The organism is Thermodesulfovibrio sp. TK110, from assembly GCF_054658355.1.
The window spans coordinates 1,614,049-1,631,365 of record NZ_BAAHNB010000001.1; the positions used below are offsets into that span (position 1 = coordinate 1,614,049).

Annotated in this window: 14 protein-coding genes; 2 read left to right on the top strand and 12 right to left on the bottom strand. The window is 34.1% G+C overall.

The features are described 5' to 3' along the window. Window positions 1-25: 25 nt before the first annotated feature. The 12 genes from ACYQ3X_RS08555 to lnt all read right to left on the bottom strand — a co-directional run bounded on the left by ACYQ3X_RS08555 (window position 26) and on the right by lnt (window position 14,867). Complete coding sequence (locus tag ACYQ3X_RS08555) at window positions 26-1,303, bottom strand: phenylacetate--CoA ligase (protein ID WP_460181392.1); 1,278 nt, start codon at window positions 1,301-1,303, stop codon at window positions 26-28. Continuing rightward, on the bottom strand, window positions 1,260-1,733 hold the full coding sequence (locus tag ACYQ3X_RS08560) for a 2-oxoacid:acceptor oxidoreductase family protein (RefSeq protein WP_460181393.1): 474 nt from the start codon (window positions 1,731-1,733) through the stop codon (window positions 1,260-1,262). The genes ACYQ3X_RS08555 and ACYQ3X_RS08560 overlap by 44 nt, the downstream gene beginning before the upstream one ends. Window positions 1,734-1,753: 20 nt before the next feature. Then, window positions 1,754-3,550 carry a thiamine pyrophosphate-dependent enzyme gene (locus ACYQ3X_RS08565; RefSeq protein WP_460181394.1) on the bottom strand — a complete coding sequence of 599 codons (1,797 nt, stop codon included), beginning with the start codon at window positions 3,548-3,550 and terminating at the stop codon, window positions 1,754-1,756. Next, window positions 3,525-4,331, bottom strand: coding sequence for an indole-3-glycerol phosphate synthase TrpC (gene trpC, locus ACYQ3X_RS08570; RefSeq protein WP_460181395.1), 807 nt, complete (start codon window positions 4,329-4,331; stop codon window positions 3,525-3,527). Before trpC ends, ACYQ3X_RS08565 begins: the two co-directional genes overlap by 26 nt. Beyond that, on the bottom strand, window positions 4,328-4,591 hold the full coding sequence (locus ACYQ3X_RS08575) for an EscU/YscU/HrcU family type III secretion system export apparatus switch protein (protein WP_460181396.1): 264 nt from the start codon (window positions 4,589-4,591) through the stop codon (window positions 4,328-4,330). The genes trpC and ACYQ3X_RS08575 overlap by 4 nt, the downstream gene beginning before the upstream one ends. Beyond that, complete coding sequence (locus ACYQ3X_RS08580; RefSeq protein ID WP_460181397.1) at window positions 4,588-5,760, bottom strand: hypothetical protein; 1,173 nt, start codon at window positions 5,758-5,760, stop codon at window positions 4,588-4,590. The genes ACYQ3X_RS08575 and ACYQ3X_RS08580 overlap by 4 nt, the downstream gene beginning before the upstream one ends. Continuing rightward, complete coding sequence (gene serS / locus ACYQ3X_RS08585; protein WP_460181398.1) at window positions 5,757-7,031, bottom strand: serine--tRNA ligase; 1,275 nt, start codon at window positions 7,029-7,031, stop codon at window positions 5,757-5,759. The genes ACYQ3X_RS08580 and serS overlap by 4 nt, the downstream gene beginning before the upstream one ends. 8 nt (window positions 7,032-7,039) lie before the next feature. Continuing rightward, on the bottom strand, window positions 7,040-9,268 hold the full coding sequence (gene gyrB, locus ACYQ3X_RS08590; RefSeq protein WP_460181399.1) for a DNA topoisomerase (ATP-hydrolyzing) subunit B: 2,229 nt from the start codon (window positions 9,266-9,268) through the stop codon (window positions 7,040-7,042). Window positions 9,269-9,330: 62 nt separating this feature from the next. Continuing rightward, on the bottom strand, window positions 9,331-10,422 hold the full coding sequence (gene dnaN, locus ACYQ3X_RS08595) for a DNA polymerase III subunit beta (protein ID WP_460181400.1): 1,092 nt from the start codon (window positions 10,420-10,422) through the stop codon (window positions 9,331-9,333). Window positions 10,423-10,528: 106 nt separating this feature from the next. Next, the gene (dnaA, locus tag ACYQ3X_RS08600) at window positions 10,529-11,851 is read right to left on the bottom strand and encodes a chromosomal replication initiator protein DnaA (RefSeq protein ID WP_460181401.1); all 1,323 of its coding nucleotides are present in this window, start codon (window positions 11,849-11,851) and stop codon (window positions 10,529-10,531) included. A 334-nt stretch (window positions 11,852-12,185) separates the two neighbouring features. Then, window positions 12,186-13,299, bottom strand: a protein-coding gene (prfB, locus tag ACYQ3X_RS08605) for a peptide chain release factor 2 (protein ID WP_460181402.1) whose coding sequence is annotated in 2 segments (ribosomal slippage) — window positions 12,186-13,223 and window positions 13,225-13,299 — 1,113 coding nt in all. Because the reading frame shifts where the segments join, the coding sequence is not laid out codon by codon here. Beyond that, a complete protein-coding gene (gene lnt, locus ACYQ3X_RS08610) occupies window positions 13,278-14,867 on the bottom strand; it encodes an apolipoprotein N-acyltransferase (protein WP_460181403.1) in 1,590 nt (529 codons plus the stop codon). The genes prfB and lnt overlap by 22 nt, the downstream gene beginning before the upstream one ends. A gap of 32 nt (window positions 14,868-14,899) precedes the next feature. Between lnt and kdsB the strand changes: the two genes are divergently transcribed. Next, a complete protein-coding gene (kdsB, locus tag ACYQ3X_RS08615) occupies window positions 14,900-15,673 on the top strand; it encodes a 3-deoxy-manno-octulosonate cytidylyltransferase (protein ID WP_460181404.1) in 774 nt (257 codons plus the stop codon). Beyond that, window positions 15,652-17,307 carry a CTP synthase gene (locus tag ACYQ3X_RS08620; protein WP_460181405.1) on the top strand — a complete coding sequence of 552 codons (1,656 nt, stop codon included), beginning with the start codon at window positions 15,652-15,654 and terminating at the stop codon, window positions 17,305-17,307. Before kdsB ends, ACYQ3X_RS08620 begins: the two co-directional genes overlap by 22 nt. The last annotated feature ends 10 nt before the right edge of the window (window positions 17,308-17,317 follow it).

Below are 17,317 nucleotides of genomic sequence, written 5' to 3' on the forward strand. Positions count from 1 at the left end.
CACGTGGAACATTCTTAACAGTGTTTTAAATTTTCTTTCTTTTGTCCACGATTCTTACTGCTTTGCCAGGAACTCTCTGAATTGTTCCTTCTGGTACAACCTGAATTTTACTGTGAAAACCTAAAAAGTCATAAAGTTCAAGGTCAAGATGTTCAAGCTCCTTTTGAGTAATTCCATTGTCAGCCTTTTCTACAATAATTGTCATCTCATCCTTGCCTTTTATAGTTTCTATAACAAGCTGATAATATGGAGAGAGTCCTTTGTATTTAAGCAAAATCTGCTCAACCTGTGATGGATAAAAATTAACTCCTTTAACTTTCAGCATGTCATCAGTTCTTCCACGAATTCTGTTTACACGAACATGAGATCTTCCACAATCACATTTTTCATAAGATAAAATGCTTGATATGTCCCTTGTGCGATACCTAAGAAGTGGTAACCCTTCACGGGTAAGAGTTGTTATAACCATCTCTCCTTCCTGTCCTGCAGATACAGGTTTACCTGTTTCAGGATCTATTACCTCAACAATGTAATGGTCTTCCCATACATGAATACCTGCTCTTGCAGGACAATCAATTCCAAGACCGACTCCACCTGTTTCAGTAAGTCCAATTATGTCAAAGGTTTTTACGTTCATCTCTTCTTCAATCCTTCGCCTGTATTCATCTGACCATGTTTCAGCCCCAAGTATGGCAACTCTCAATTTGGTTTCTTTAAAATCAAAACCGCTCTCACGAGCAACCTCAATTAACCTTGCAGGATAGGATGCAATTGCTCCTATTGCAGTTACTTCAAGTTCTTTAATAAGTTTAAGCTGCATAAGTGACCTACCAGCACCTGCTGGAACTATAAAGCAGCCAAGACGCTCTGCACCATAGTGAAAACCAAATCCGCCATTAAAAAGCCCGAATGAAGGCATTATCTGAAGTCTATCTTTTTCTGTGACTCCTGCACAGGCAAGACATCTTGCCATTATCTCGCCCCATTGAGCAATGTCTCCTTTTGTCATAGCATTAATAACAGGAACTCCAGTTGTGCCTGAACTCATATGCATCCTTGCACAATCTGAAACATCCCTGGCTATGTGCTCAAAAGGATAGCAATCTCTTAGTTCATCCTTTGTTGTAAATGGGAGAAGTTTTAAGTCATCAAGGCTGTGGATGTCTTCTGGCTCAATGTGTTTATACTTTTCTTTAAGCTTTGATTTTGAATTTTTAAGATATTTTAATGTTTTTCTTAATCCTGCAAGCTGAATTTTTTCAATTTCCTCTCTTGGAAGAGTTTCCTGCTGAGGATTGAACATATTCACACCCCTTTATGAAAGATTTTTTATTTTCCTCATCAAGAATATGGATAAAATCTTCACAGGTAAAAAAATCTGTCTTCTTTACAAATACTCCAAGCAAAAAAGTATTTACATAACGCATTGGTACAGAATTTAAAGCCCTATCAATTTCTTCTCTGGTAAATGTAAAAACTCTATCAGAAAAAGTTTTTGCATAATCAATCAAATCTTCGCTTAAAAGAATAACTATCTGAGCAGAGCCTTTGCGAACAACGCCGCTCATTCCCTCATTAATTTTCATCTGAACCTCAACAGTCCCACCTTTTTTAGCCATTCCCTTGATTTCATTTGAACGCACAGAAAAGCCCTTTTTGATTGCAGCCTGGGCAATCATCTTTGAAAAGAATATTACGCCCTGTCCACCTTTACCAATTAATACCAGTTTCATTCTTTCAAGCCCTCTAAATATTATATCAAAACAATTGCCTTTACAGGACATACATGGATACAGCATCCGCAACCTATGCAAAGTGTTCTGTCAATCTCTGCCTTGCCTTCATCTGCATTAAAAATTATTGCAGGACATTCAAATTCTAAGATGCAAATTCTGCATCCTTTACAAAGTTCCTTTGAAATCTGAACACTATACTTTGGATTAGCACTAAATCCTTCTTTTGTATTAATACATAGATGTCTGAATACAATAACCGCAGGCTCTTTTCTCTTAAGAAAATTTTTTGCCTCCTTAAGAATTTTTACTGAAACATCAAAATCATAGGGATCAACCACATGAATAAATTTAACTCCTATGCCTTTTATCACATTTTCAATAACAACTGGTGTTACAGGCTCACCAAAAGAGCTCAACTCATCAGAAAGGGTTTTCTGATTTCCTGTCATTGCAACGCTTTTGTTATCAAGAATAACGACTAAAAGGGGAACTCTGTAATGAACAGCGTCAATTAAAGGAGGAATTCCTGAGTGAAAAAATGTTGAATCTCCAATTATTGAAACCACATACTGCTGTTGTTGCCCGAGTTCAAAAGCTTTACTAAAAGCAAAACCAAAAGAAACACTCGCACCCATATTTAGCACTGAGTCAGTAACATTAAAATTAAGAGCAAGTGTATAACAACCTATATCACCAGCATATATTGCCTTTTTGCCAAATACTTTTTTAACTGCAAAAAGAGCTATTCTGTGAGCACATCCAGGACAAAGAGAAGGCTTTTTAAGAGGAGGTAGAGTGAATGTTTTTGTCCTTTTAATCAAACCAATTTTTTCAAGAATTTCCTCGCAGACCTCTGGTGTAAGCTCTCCTTCTCTGGGCACTATACCATTTCTTCTTCCCTCTGTATCAAGCTGTAGTTCTATAACTGGATATGATTCTTCAACAGAAATTACACGGCTGAATTTTTCCTTAAAATTAACTATTTCCTTTGATAAAGGATAGGGCATGTCAAATTTAGAAAGAGTAATTTTATCCTGTAGTCCGTATTCTTCAATAAGTTCATAAAGATATGCAAATACAGCACCGCTTGAAAAAATGAGAATATCTCCATTAAAAAAGAGCTGAGGTTTATTTTGTTCAGCAATTTTTTCAATCTTTTTATTTAAAATTCTATGCAGTTCAAGTCTTTGTTTTGGAGTTGCTGCAAACCTTGCTAATTGTTTAGCCCAATCCTTTGAAGACTTAAACTCAGGCTTTATGCTGCCATCAAGCATTTTATCCTCTATTTCCACAACTGCTCTTCCATGGGAAATCCTCGTGGTGCTACGAAGCATAACTGGAATGCTGTATTTTTCGCTTAATTCAATGGCTTTCTTTGCAAAATCATAGGCTTCCTCTACAGTTGAAGGGTCTAAAACAGGAATCTTTGCTGCCATTGCCATAAAACGGCTATCCTGCTCTGTTTGAGATGAATGAGGACCTGGATCATCAACACTTATTACTACAAATCCTTCCACAGTTCCCACATAGGCAGAGTTCATAAATGGATCCATTGCCACATTCAGTCCCACCTGCTTCATTGTTACAGCACTCTTTATGTTGGCAAGGCATGCTCCATAGGCTACTTCATAGGCAACTTTTTCATTAATAGCCCAATCAACATAGGCTTTAACAGAATTGATTTTAACAATCTCCTGTGCTGCAGGAATAATCTCACTTGAAGGGGTTCCTGGATATCCTGTGATAAATCTTACTCCAGCGTGAATTAATCCATAAGCAATTGCCTGATTACCTGAAATATAAAGCTTTGACATCCTTTAGCTCCTTTATTTTTTCTTTTGGATCATTGCTTAAAACTATTGATGTTCCCACCAATATGGCATCTATTCCATTTTTAAGAAGCTTTTCAACATGAGTTCTTTCAGAAATTCCTGACTCACTGACTGTAACTTTATCCTCTGAGATTAATTTTTTAAGCCTTAAAGTTGTATTAAGGTCAATCTTCATTGTTTTAAGGTTTCTGTTGTTTATTCCTATTATATCAACCTCTGCAAAAAAAGCTTTTTCTAAATCTTCTTCATCGTGAACTTCAAATAAAACATCCATTTGAAGAGACTTTGCAATTTCATAGAGATTTTTACACTGCTCTTTAGTTAAAATGCAAGCAATTAAAAGAATAGCATCTGCTTTGAGCAGTTTTGACTCATATATCTGGTATTCATCAAAAATAAAGTCCTTTCTTAAAACAGGAAAATAAGGATATTTTTCTTTTAGTTTTGTTAAAAACTCTGGGCTTCCAAGAAAAAAATCTTCTTCTGTTATCACTGAAATAGCATCTGCACCAGAAGATATATATAAATCAGCCATCTTTAACACATCATACTCTTTAAGCAGTCCTTTAACTGGAGATGCTTTTTTTATCTCTGCAATAAGCTTTATTGGTTCATGGGGCAATCTTTTTATAGCATCATAAAATTGAGAAAGAATTTTAATGCTCTGTGCCTGTTTTTTTATTTCTTCAATTGACTTAATTTTCTTTAGCTCATTGACTCTTATTTTTTTTACCTCAACTATTCTATTTAAAATATCAATCATTTAATCTTTCCCTTAATCTGATAAACAAAAACAAGGATTTCAGCTACTGCTTTGTATAATTCAACAGGAATCTCCTCATAAAGGTCAAGCTTTGAAAGAACCTCAACTAAAGTTTCATCTTCCTTAAGCGGCACTCCATGATGTCTTGCAAGCTCTATAATTTTCTCAGCAATCCATCCTCTTCCCTTTGCTACAACTGTTGGGGCAGTGTTCTTTTCTTTTTCATATTTTAATGCTACTGCCTTCCTGTCTTCTTTCATATTATTACACTAACCAATCCTTCCTGTATTTGCCACTGTTTTAAAAGTTCCTCAATTTTTGTAACATAGTTTATTCCTGAAAGAAGCAGCCCCTGCCTGTGAAATCTTTTTTTAAGTTCTTCCTCATAGCTTTTAATAATCTGCATAATCTCAGGTTTTCCAGAAAAACTCACAAAAAAGCTTTTATTTATCATTGTAACGACAAATGATAGAGAGTCTTCTTTTATCCTGAGATTTACAAACACTGTATGATAGTCTTTCCCCTGCTTTTTGAGGGTTCTGAATGCAAAGTTTCCACCCTCAATATCCTTCCAGAAAACAGGAAGAAAGGTGAAAAAACTCTGATAGGTTTTTGAAAGAACTTGAAACCCTTCTATCTGTCTAAGAATCTGCTGTGCTTTATCAGCTATTTCTTCCATACCCGCTGTTTTTGCGTGTTTAGCTATGTCATCAAGAATAGTTTTCAGATCCTCTTTAATCTGTTCAATCTTAAAACTATCAAAAAGAGCCTGCTTCATTTTTGCTTCAAAGGATACTCCTGTATTAAAAAGAGTATTTTTTAATTTTCCTGATGTAAGTTCTTCGTGGTTTGTTATAATTATGTCTGTTAGCCTGGCAATCTCCTCTTTTGGAAAGTTGTTCTTCTCAAGAAGTTTTATTAACTGCTGAAGATGCTCTACAGTTTCAGATGCATCAATTACTTTCTGCATGAGCATAGTTTTTTGTGCTTCTGAAAGATTTTCTGATGGAATTGACAGCAATGCTTTAATTAAATCCATCTTAGCCTGTTGTGTCTGCTTTGCCTTGGTGGTATCAGGCAAAAAAAGGGATTCAAAAAGTTTAAAAATTTTGTCTGATATTTGATTTTCAGCCTTTATTATGGCTTTCCCTTCATCTTCAGAGGTAGATAAAACTCTCAGAGGAATTGTTCCATCAGGAAGAGGTTTTTCAACTTTCACCATCACAGTATCGCCTTTATTTAAAAAAAGTTCTCTCTGGGGTTGGGCATTAAGAATTCTATTGTTTATCTTTACCTGAATTGTACCTGCGGGAAATATATCCATTATTTCCGCAGTTAAAATCTCTCCAATTATAAGTTTAATTGGCTCTGCCTGTTTACCTTTAAAAATATGAATAATACCTGAAGAATCAATTACTGGCTGAATCATCTTATTACATCAATACCCATATAGGGTATTAAAGCCTCAGGAACTTTAACAGAGCCATCTTTCTGCTGATAATTTTCCAGAATGGCAACAACTGTTCTTCCAATTGCCAGTCCTGAGCCATTCAATGTATGAACAAACTCTGTTCCTTTTTTCCCTCTTCTACGAAATCTTATGTTTGCTCTTCTTGCTTGAAAATCCTCAAAATTAGAACAAGAGCTCACCTCTCTGTAACGCTTCTGCCCTGGGAGCCAGACTTCTATATCATAGGTTTTTGCTGAAGCAAAACCAAGGTCTCCAGTGCAAAGTGCCACAACCCTATAAGGAAGTCCAAGCTTCTGAAGAACTTCTTCTGCATCCCGTGTAAGAGATTCTAATTCATTGTATGAGTCTTCTGGCTTTACAAACTTAACAAGCTCCACTTTATTAAACTGATGCTGTCTTATAAGTCCCCTAACATCTTTTCCATGAGAACCTGCTTCCCGACGAAAGCATGGAGTATAGGAAGCATAATAAATGGGTAAATCATCCTCTGAGAGAATCTCTTCTCTATGAAGATTTGTTACAGGAACCTCTGCGGTTGGAATAAGATAGAACTCTGGATCATTGGTTTTAAATAAATCCTCTTCAAACTTTGGAAGCTGTCCAGTTCCTGTCATGGATGCTTTATTTACAAGAAGTGGTGGAAAAACTTCAACATATCCTTTAGTTGTATGTAAATCAAGCATAAAATTAATAAGTGCACGCTCAAGCTTAGCACCAAGACCTCTCATTACAGCAAATCTGCTTCCTGCAATTTTACCAGCACGCTCAAAATCAATTATTCCAAGAATCTCTCCAATATCCCAGTGATTAAGTGGCTCAAAATCAAAATCTGGTGGCTCGCCCCATCTTCTTATCTCAACATTTTCCGTTTCATCCTTACCAACAGGAACTGTGTGATGGGGAATATTAGGAATATAAAGAAGAAAGTTCTGCACCTTCTCCTCAACTTCTCTAAGCTTATTTTCAATATCATTCAATTCTTCTCCTAATTGACGCATCTCAAGAATGAGAGCTTGCAGTATTGCTGTGTCATGGGTAGACTTCTTTAATTTTGCAATTTCCTGAGATACGGAATTTCTTATGGCTCTTTTATTCTCAATCTCTCTTAAGAGTTTTAGCCTTTCTTCTTCAAGGGATAAGAACTGATCAAAATCAATTTCATAACCTCTTTTTTGGAGTGCTTCTTTTATTTTTTCTGGATTTTCTCTAACAAATTTTATATCAAGCATAGGCACTCCTAAATGTCAAGATTTCTTGCCTCAAGAGCATGCTTTATAATAAATTCCTTTCTTGGTTCCACATCGTCTCCCATAAGTATGGTAAATATCTCATTTGCCTTTTGAGCATCTTCAACTGTAACCTGCAGTAAAGTTCTTTTTTCAGGATCCATTGTGGTTTCCCAGAGCTGTTCTGGATTCATTTCACCAAGTCCTTTATATCTTTGAATTGTAAGCCCTTTTTTTACAGCATCCATGATTTTACTGTAAAGCTCCCATAAAGATGGTGTTTTCACCTCTTCATTTTTAATCTTAATAATATAATTTTTGTCTTCTCTTATTTCCTGAATTGATTGAAGTTTTTCAAATATGTTCTTAAGAAGTATAAAATCCTTTAACTCATAAATCCTGCTTTCTCGTGTTCTGAGCATCTGCTCAATGTAAGATGGTGAAAATCCTTTTCTTTCAAAATCTTGAAGAACTCTTCCATAATCAAAAAGTAATCGGAGAAAATTTTTCTTTGTTTCTAAGTCTGTCTGAACAATTAATGAAACCTCATCAACTGCAATATCCATCAGAAATTCATTCATTTCATCCTCTGTTTGAATGTATTTCTCCCATTTACCTCTTTTTACTCTGTAAAGGGGGGGCTGAGCTATAAAAAGCCAGCCTTTTTCAATTAAAGGAAGCATCTGTCTGTAGAAAAATGTTAAAAGAAGAGTTCTTATATGGGCACCATCAACATCAGCATCTGTCATAAGAATTATTTTATGGTATCTGATGTTTTCAGGTTCAAAATTTTCTTTTCCAATACCACCTCCAATTGCTGTTATAAGAGTTTTTATCTCTTCTGAACTCAACATTTTATCAATTCTTGCCTTTTCTACATTTAAAATCTTACCTCTCAGTGGGAGCACTGCCTGAGTTCTTCTATCTCTTGCCTGTTTTGCTGAACCACCTGCACTATCTCCCTCAACAATAAAAAGCTCTGCTTGAGAAGGGTCCTTTTCAGTGCAGTCAGCAAGTTTTCCTGGAAGAGTTGTGTCTTCAAGTAGACCTTTTCTGCGGGTAAGTTCTTTTGCCTTTTTAGCTGCTTCACGGGCACGGGCAGCTTCTTTTGCTTTTTCAACAATTTTCCTTGCATAATTAGGATTTTCCTCAAGCCATCTTGCCAGTTTATCATTAACAATTGTTTCTACAATTCCTTTTACCTCGCTGTTGCCAAGCTTCATTTTTGTCTGTCCTTCAAACTGAGGCTCTGGAATCTTAACACTTATTACAGCCACAATACCTTCTCTTACATCCTCACCAGAAAGAGACTCTTTACCCTCTTTTAAAAGTCCATTCTGCAGAGCATAAGTATTTATTGTTCTTGTAAGAGCAGATTTAAAACCTACTAAATGGGTACCACCTTCTCTTGTATTAATGTTATTAACAAAGGTAAGAATCTCTTCTGAAAACCCGGAATTGTATTGAATAGCAATTTCAACAATAATTCTGTCTTTTTCACCTGAAATATATATTGGGTTGGGATGTAAAGGCTTTTTATTTTTGCTTAAATCTTCAACAAAAGAAACTATTCCTCCTTCCTTTATAAATTCTTCAGAGTAACCATCCCTTTCATCAGTAAGAATAATTTTTAATCCTTTGTTTAAATAAGCCAGTTCCTTAAATCTCTCAGCAAGAATCTCCCTTGAAAACTCTGTAACTTCAAATATTTCAGGATCAGGTTTAAATCTTATCTTAGTACCTGTGATTGTTGTTTGATCTACAACCTTAGGACTTTCCTGAGGTATACCACGACAATACTTTTGTCTTACTACTCTGCCTTCTCTTTTTACTTCAACCTCAAGCTCCTCAGAAAGGGCATTGACAACACTTAATCCTACTCCATGAAGTCCACCTGAAACCTTGTAAGCTTTGGATTCAAACTTTCCTCCTGCATGAAGCTCTGTAAGAACAATTTCAAGAGCAGTTCTGCCCTCTGGATCATCAGGATGAATTCCTATTGGAATACCTCTGCCATTATCACTTACAGTGCAGCTTCCATCTTTGTGCAGGTAAACTTCAATCTTATTACAGAATCCTGCTAAAGCCTCATCCACGCTATTGTCCACCACTTCGTAAACAAGATGATGTAATCCTTCAATTCCTGTAGAGCCAATATACATTGCAGGACGAGCTCTTACACCTTCAAGTCCCTTAAGAATTTTTATGTCTTCAACTCTGTAAGTTTCTTCTTTATTCACAATACCTCCTTTTATGGTGATTCAGACGCCCCTCGGGCAATTCAATGTTCAAAGTTCAAAGTTTAAAGTCTTAAAGGCATAACAACACATTCATAAACAAAGGAAGTATCATGAGCATCTGTTATATATACAGCTTTTTCTGGGGCATTCATCATAATCTTTGCTTTATCTGATGCTATGCGCTCAAGAGCATCTATTAAATACTTTGCATTAAAGCCAATAACAATGGAGTCTCCATGATAATCAATGCTGAGAGAATCCTGAGCCTCTCCAATTTCAGGGTCTGATGCAGAAATAACAACTAAATCCTCACTCCATTCTGTTTTTACAGCATTCTGTCTTTCTCTGCTTAAAACAGAGACTCTTTTCAATGAATTTATCAATAAATCTCTGTCAACCACAGCTACCAATGGATTATTTCTTGGAATAACTGCTTCATACTCAGGATAATTACCCTCTATCATTCTGCTGAGAAAACTTATTCCATCCATTTCTATCATTACATGTGTTTTGCCAATATTAAGTGAAACATTTTCAGTGCTGGATAAGAATTTTTTTAATTCATTTAAAGATTTTTTTGATAATATAACTTTTAAGGCTTCTGTGTCTGTATCTACAGCTACCTTAAAATGAGCAAGTCTATGTCCATCTGTACCAACTACATGAAGGTGTGACTCTTTTATTTCAAAAAGAAGAGCATTTAAAACATATCTTGCATCAGCTTCTCCTGAAGCATAGATTGTTTTATCTATTGCTGTAAGAAGAAGATCTCTTGATAAATTAATTTGAGAAGCCTCGCCAATCTGTGGCCAAACAGGAAATTCAGAAGCATCTAAAACAGCAAGTCTCACATTTGTTCTGCCACTCTGAATTTTAAGCCATCCCTCTGAAAGTTTAATTTCAATCTCTTCATCAAGTTCTTTTACAATTTCATAAAATTTTCTCGCAGGTATACAGCTTTTACCATGTTCAAAAATTTCTGCTTCCAGTGGTAGTCTTACAGCAGTTTCAAGATCAGTAGCTAAAATAGATACAGAATCAGTAACATCCATAAGAAAATGGTTCAATACAGGCATAATGCTCTTTTTTTCAACAATATTTTGAATTTTTGAAAGAGCATCCTGTATCTTTTGTTTTTTAATTTTTACATGCATGGTATCCTCCTTTTATTACATTTATAAATCTTGAGTTGCAATCTCCTGCTTTTTTACACTATCCTGTTACAACTATTATTAGCTGATGTAGCCGGCTTTTACCTATTCAAAGTTTATTCATCTGCAATTTTCTTATAATGCTGTCTATCAATTTTGCAAGAGCTTCATCTTTTTCTTTATCCTTTTCTATCTGCTTACAAGCATATATAACAGTTGCATGGTCCTTACCTCCAAAAGCATTACCGATTTCTGCCAATGAAAGATTTGTTAATTTTTTTGTTATATACATGGCTATTTTCCTTGCATTTGCAATCTCTTTAGTTCTTTTTTTTGACTTTATATCATGAACTCTGATTCCTAAGGCTTCACAGACTGCTTTCTGAATTAAATCAATTGTAATTGGTTTATTTTCATCAGGCAGTAAATCTCTTAAAACATGTTTTGCCAGATCCATGGTTATTGGAGTCTTTGTAATTGAAATATATGCACACAGTTTGATTAAAGAGCCTTCAAGTTCTCTAACATTTGATTTAACTCTTGATGCGATAAAATAAGCTACATCTTCAGGAAGTTGAACTCCTTCAAGTTCAGCTTTTTTATATAAAATTGCAATCCTTGTTTCTATTTCTGGTGGTTGAATATCTGCAATAAGACCCATTCCAAATCTTGAACGAAGCCTGTCAGTAATATCAGAAATCTCCATTGGTGGTTTATCACTGGATATAACTATTTGCTTTTGTTTACTGTAAAGTTCATTAAAAGTATGAAAAAACTCTTCCTGAGTTGAGTCCTTACCTGCAATAAATTGAATATCATCTACAAGAAATACATCTAAGGTTCTGTACTTTTGTCGGAACTCTGGCATTTTTTCATGTCTTATTGCAGAAACAAACTCTCCTGTAAATTGTTCTGAAGACATATAGCATACATTAACTCCAGGTTTTTTGTCCAGAATATAATTTCCAATAGCTGTTATTAAATGAGTTTTACCAAGCCCAACCCCACCATATATAAAAAGAGGGTTGTAGGCAAATCCTGGATTTTCAGCAACTCTCAGCGCTGCTGCATGGGCAAACTGATTTGAAGGACCTACAACAAAGGTATTAAAAGTATATTTAGGATTCAAATTACCTCTTTTTACTCCCTGCTTTTTTTCCTCAGTTAAAACAGACTCTCTCTCTTTACCTGTAATAATATAACGAACTGAGATTTGATTGCCAGTAATCTGATATAAAGCATCACTTATTATTGAAGGAAAATTGTCTTCTATCCAATCCTTAAAAAATCTGTTAGGAACCTCAATTAAAGCCTCTAAACTCTTTATATCTAAAAGTTTTATAGGAGAAAACCATAATTCAAAAGTTGATTCTCCAACTTTCTGTGCAATAATCTCTAAAGTTTTTTGCCAGATTTTATTTATATCATTCATTTTTTAACAACTTTTTAACATTTGTTAAAAACTTTATTGTTAAAAGCCTGTTAAAATAAAAAACTTTTTAAATTCAAATAGTTTCATCTTATATGCCAATTTTAAACCTTTTCATTATATCCTATAATTAACAAACTGAGCAATAAAATGTTAAAAACTTTATAGTTATTAACATTTCCTGCATATTTAAAATCATTTTAATCACAAGTTGTTAAATCTGTTAAAAAATCAACAAAACTTTTAAACAAGCAAAACTCTTATAAAAAAAGCAAAAAAACAATTTTAAACATAATAAATACCCCTATAGCTACTTCTAAAAACTAAAACAAAAAAATTAAGAAATTGAAGCAAACTTTTTAAGATATGTTTCAATAAAAATATCTATATCTCCATCTAAAACTTCTTCAACACTATAAACTTCAATATTAGTCCTATGATCCTTTATTAACCTGTAAGGATGAAGAATGTATGATCTTATCTGATTACCCCATGCTATCTCTTTTTTATCACCTGTAATAGATTTAATTTTGTTTTCCTGCTCTTTTTGTAAAAGAGCATAAAGCTTTGATTTCAAAATCTTCATTGCAATTTCTCTATTTCTATGTTGAGACCTTTCTGTTTGGCATGTAACAATAATACCAGTTGGAATATGAACAATCCTTACAGCAGATGAAACTTTATTTACATGTTGTCCCCCTGCTCCTGAGGCTCTGAAAGTATCAATTCTTAAATCCTCATCTTTTATTTCCACTTTAATATCATCCTCTATTTCAGGTAAAACAGAAACAGCTGTAAAAGAAGTATGTCTTCTTTTATTAGCATCAAATGGTGATATTCTTACAAGTCTGTGAATTCCTGCTTCTGATTTCAAATATCCATAAGCATATTGTCCTTCAACAGTAAATGTAACATCTTTGATTCCAGCTTCTTCACCTGCCTGTAAATCAATAATTTGCACTTTAAAACCTTTTTTTTCAGCCCACCTTAAATACATACGCATAAGCATCTCAGCCCAGTCTTGACTTTCTGTTCCACCAGCTCCAGGATGAATGGATACAATGGCATTATTTTTATCATGCTCTCCACTAAGTAGAAGCTGAATTTCAAGGCTTTTAATCTGAGACTTTATATTCTCTATTTCACTTTCTAAATCTTCCAAAAGAAGATATCCTTCTTCTTCTGATTCAGCAATACTGAAAGATTCTTCAAGATACAAAAATCTGTCAGTAATATTTTCAATAGGTTCAACTACCTCTGAAAGTTTATTTTTTTCTTTCTGGATTTCTTTTATTTTTTCTATATTCTGCCAGATTTCTTCTTTCTGAAGCTCTTTATCTAAATCCTGTAGTCTTCTCTTTAGCTTATCTATCTCAAAGACAACCTCTCAAGGAAAAGATTCTCTCTTTAGTTTCCTTTAAAACAACTTTTAAATCCTCATATGTAACCATCTTTTACCTCCAAATCTTATGTTTCCTATAACAAAAATCAATGAAAAGACAATACAGAAATAGGCAAATATATCTCCATATTTTGTATAAAAACTTATTTTTTCATTACCCTGAATATCTTCAATTAAATAAGTTCTTTCAAACAAAGCTGTCTTATTTATAATTCTTCCCTTACTGTCTATAAAACCTGAAATACCAGAATTAGCTGCTCTTATCAAAGGTTTTCTATTCTCAATTGCTCTGAATACTGCCATTGAAAAATGCTGATATGGTCCAGATGTAACTCCAAACCATCCATCATTTGTAATATTTACAATAAACTGTCCACCTTTTTGATAAAATTTTCTTACTTGTCCAGGGAAAATAATTTCATAGCAAATTAAAGTTGCAAATCTTCCAAATGGTGTGATTGCTACATTATAACTGTCTCCAGGCTTATAATCTCCTATTCCAACTGTTAATTTGTTAATAAAAAATAAAACTTTTCTTAAGGGAACATATTCTCCAAAAGGTACTAAATGTATTTTATCATAATAATAGGCAATTGTTCCATTTGGATCAATTAAAACAGCACTATTTGTGTAATAATCCTTCTGTCTTTCCATTATACTTCCAAAGAGCAGATATATATTTTGCTCTTTAACAAAATTTATTAAATCTAAAGTGAAATACTTATTTTTTTCAAACACAAAAGGAACTGCTGTTTCAGGCCAAACAATAAGTTGAGCATTATAAGTTCTGGCTTTTATTGTAAGGTCTTTATAGATATTTAAAATCTCATTTAGTTTATTAAAATCCCATTTTTCATTTTGAGGTATGCTTCCCTGAATTACAGCTACCCTGAACTCTTTACCTATCACAGGTTCATAAAGCTTTTTTATTCCGTATACTATACATAAAACGAAAATTAATAAAACGGCAACTATATTTATAATATGCGGAAGATATGGTAAGAGAGGATAATAAATTTTTTTATCCTTAAAACTCCATAAATCAAAAAGAAAACAGTTAAAAAGTATAACAAGATAAGAAATTCCATAAATGCCTGTGATATCAGCAACCTGTGCGATTATTAAAAATTTATACTGGCTATACCCTATCAATGCCCATGGAAAGCCTGTGAAAAGATAATTTCTTAGAACTTCAAGACTAACCCATATAAAAGGAGCGTAAAATGAAGTAGGTAGGTTATTTTTTAATAGATTTTTGTATAACAGAGAAAAAAAAGCAGGATACAACGCAAGATACAAACTGAGCAATCCAACAATAATATAACTCAATAAAAGAGGTACTGAACCATAGTAATATAGAGAATGATATATCCAGTAAACATTTCCTAAGAAATAGAAAAATCCAAAAATTAAACCACCTTTAAATACAGTTTTATAATTCTGAGCTCTGTTTAAAAATAAAAAAAACGGTAAAAAAGAAAACCATGCAAGAAAAAATAGATTAAAAGGTGGAAAACTCAATACCAATCCAAAAGCTGATAAAACTGGCAGGAAATATTTTTTAATTGTTTTAAGGCAATACTGTTTTGTTTCTCCTATAAAATTTGGCCACAGCATCAGATATTTATGTTATCATAAAAGTTGAGTTTATGGTTACAGTTATTATACCAGCAAGATTTGCTTCTACAAGATTTCCTGGAAAACCTCTTGCTATCTTAAAAGATAAACCTATTATTCAGCATGTATATGAAAGAGCAAAAGCATGTCGTTTGATTGATGATGTTTTTGTGGCAACAGATGATGAAAGAATATTTCAATGTGTTAATGCCTTTGGTGGAAAAGCTATAATGACATCAAAAATGCATCCATCAGGAACTGACAGAATTGCTCAGGCAGTTGATATATTAATAAAGGATGGATATAATTTAAACAATAAATCAATTGTAATTAATCTTCAGGGAGATGAACCTTTGATAAACCACCGGATGATTGACCAGCTTATAAATCTTATGAAAGAATGTTCCGGTGCAAATCAATTCATTGGAACTCTTGCAAAAAAAATTGAAGATGAAAGGGATTTTCAGAATCCCAATGTGGTAAAAGTTGTTTTTGATGAGAGAGGCTATGCTCTTTATTTTTCACGCTGCCCAATACCATTTGATAGAGAAAAATATTTAAATGGTATTTCAGGTAATGACTTCATGTACAAACATATAGGAATGTATGGATATACAGTGGAAATTCTTAAAAATTTTGTAAAACTTCCTCAATCAAGGCTTGAAAAAATAGAAGCTCTGGAGCAGTTGCGAGCTCTTGAAAATGGTATTAAAATTAAGGTTGCTTTAACAGAATATGATTCCTTTGGAATAGATACACCAGAAGACCTGGAGGTAGCTGAGCAATGCCTAAATACATATTTATAACTGGTGGAGTTGTATCAGCCTTAGGCAAAGGCATAGCAGCAGCTTCAATTGGTGCTTTGCTTGAATCAAAGGGCTTTAAAGTTACAATTCAAAAGCTTGATCCCTATATAAATGTTGATCCTGGCACTCTGAGTCCATTTGAGCATGGAGAGGTTTATGTTACTGATGATGGTTGTGAGACTGATCTTGATCTCGGGCATTATGAAAGATTCACTCATTTAACAACCTCACATGTTAATAACTATACTTCAGGTAAAATTTATTTTAATGTTATCTCAAAAGAACGAAGAGGCGATTATCTTGGTCATACTGTTCAGGTTGTTCCCCATGTTACAGATGAAATAAAAGATGCCATAAAAAGTGCAGCAGGAGAAAACGATTTTGATGTGGTTATTGTAGAAGTAGGTGGAACAGTGGGAGATATTGAAGGACTTCCTTTTCTTGAAGCTATAAGACAATTCAGATATGATGTGGGTAGAGAAAATGTGCTTTATATTCATCTTACCCTTGTTCCATATGTAAAAAGTGCTGGAGAACTAAAAACAAAACCAACCCAGCACAGTGTTAACAGTTTAAGAGCAATAGGAATTCAACCAGATATTCTGCTTTGCAGGGCAGATCGTCCATTACCTCATGCACTTAAGAAAAAAATAGCTCTCCACTGCAACCTTGATTTTGACTCTGTTATCTCAGCTCATGATGTAGAGACAGTTTATGAAGTTCCTTTGAACTTTAAAAACGAGGGGCTTGATTTGCTAATTGAAAAAAAGCTTTGTTTGCCTCATAGATTTGGCGATTTAACTGAATGGGAAGAGGTGGTTCAGAGAATTAAGAATCCTAAAACAGAGGTTAATATAGCTGTTGTTGGTAAGTATGTAGGATTAAAGGACTCATATAAAAGTCTGAATGAAGCACTGATTCATGGTGGAATAGCTAATGAGGCAAGGGTTAACATTCTATGGGTGAACTCAGAAGATATAGAAAAGGATGGAGCAAAAATATATCTTTCAGATGCGCATGGTATTTTAATTCCAGGAGGATTTGGTAGTCGAGGTATTGAAGGTAAAATTGAAGCTATAAGATATGCCAGGGAGAACAAAATTCCTTTCTTCGGAATATGTCTTGGAATGCAGTGTGCTGTTATAGAATTAAGCAGAAATCTGGCAGGTCTTAATGGTGCCCATTCCACTGAGTTTGATCCTGATACAGAACATCCTGTTATTTATTTAATGGAAAAATGGTTTAATCCAAGAACTGGAAGATATGAGGTGAGAACAGTTGATTCACAAAAAGGTGGCACTATGAGACTTGGAGCATATCCATGTGTACTTAAAGAAGGTACAAAAGCCTATGAAGCCTATAAAACAAAGGAAATCTCAGAAAGGCATAGACACAGATACGAGTTTAATAACAAGTATATACCTTTACTTGAGGAAAAAGGTGTTGTGTTCAGTGGTAGTTCTCCTGATGGACAACTTGTAGAAATAATTGAATTAAAAGACCATCCATGGTTTTTAGGCTGCCAGTTTCATCCAGAGTTTAAGTCAAAACCTTTCCGACCCCATCCTTTATTTAGAGAATTTATAAAGGCTTCATTAAAGGAAAAGCATTCTCTTTTCAGTTCTTTTGAATAAAAAGGGCGGT

Bases quoted from the DNA above. Each gene is read 5' to 3' on its own strand.
- ACYQ3X_RS08580 (WP_460181397.1), bottom strand. From the start codon at position 5,760: ATGATTCAGCCAGTAATTGATTCTTCAGGTATTATTCATATTTTTAAA.
- ACYQ3X_RS08555 (WP_460181392.1), bottom strand. From the start codon at position 1,303: ATGTTCAATCCTCAGCAGGAAACTCTTCCAAGAGAGGAAATTGAAAAA.
- dnaA (WP_460181401.1), bottom strand. From the start codon at position 11,851: ATGAATGATATAAATAAAATCTGGCAAAAAACTTTAGAGATTATTGCA.
- ACYQ3X_RS08620 (WP_460181405.1), top strand. From the start codon at position 15,652: ATGCCTAAATACATATTTATAACTGGTGGAGTTGTATCAGCCTTAGGC.
- ACYQ3X_RS08565 (WP_460181394.1), bottom strand. From the start codon at position 3,550: ATGTCAAAGCTTTATATTTCAGGTAATCAGGCAATTGCTTATGGATTA.
- ACYQ3X_RS08575 (WP_460181396.1), bottom strand. From the start codon at position 4,591: ATGAAAGAAGACAGGAAGGCAGTAGCATTAAAATATGAAAAAGAAAAG.
- trpC (WP_460181395.1), bottom strand. From the start codon at position 4,331: ATGATTGATATTTTAAATAGAATAGTTGAGGTAAAAAAAATAAGAGTC.
- dnaN (WP_460181400.1), bottom strand. From the start codon at position 10,422: ATGCATGTAAAAATTAAAAAACAAAAGATACAGGATGCTCTTTCAAAA.
- lnt (WP_460181403.1), bottom strand. From the start codon at position 14,867: ATGCTGTGGCCAAATTTTATAGGAGAAACAAAACAGTATTGCCTTAAA.
- serS (WP_460181398.1), bottom strand. From the start codon at position 7,031: ATGCTTGATATAAAATTTGTTAGAGAAAATCCAGAAAAAATAAAAGAA.
- ACYQ3X_RS08560 (WP_460181393.1), bottom strand. From the start codon at position 1,733: ATGAAACTGGTATTAATTGGTAAAGGTGGACAGGGCGTAATATTCTTT.
- kdsB (WP_460181404.1), top strand. From the start codon at position 14,900: ATGGTTACAGTTATTATACCAGCAAGATTTGCTTCTACAAGATTTCCT.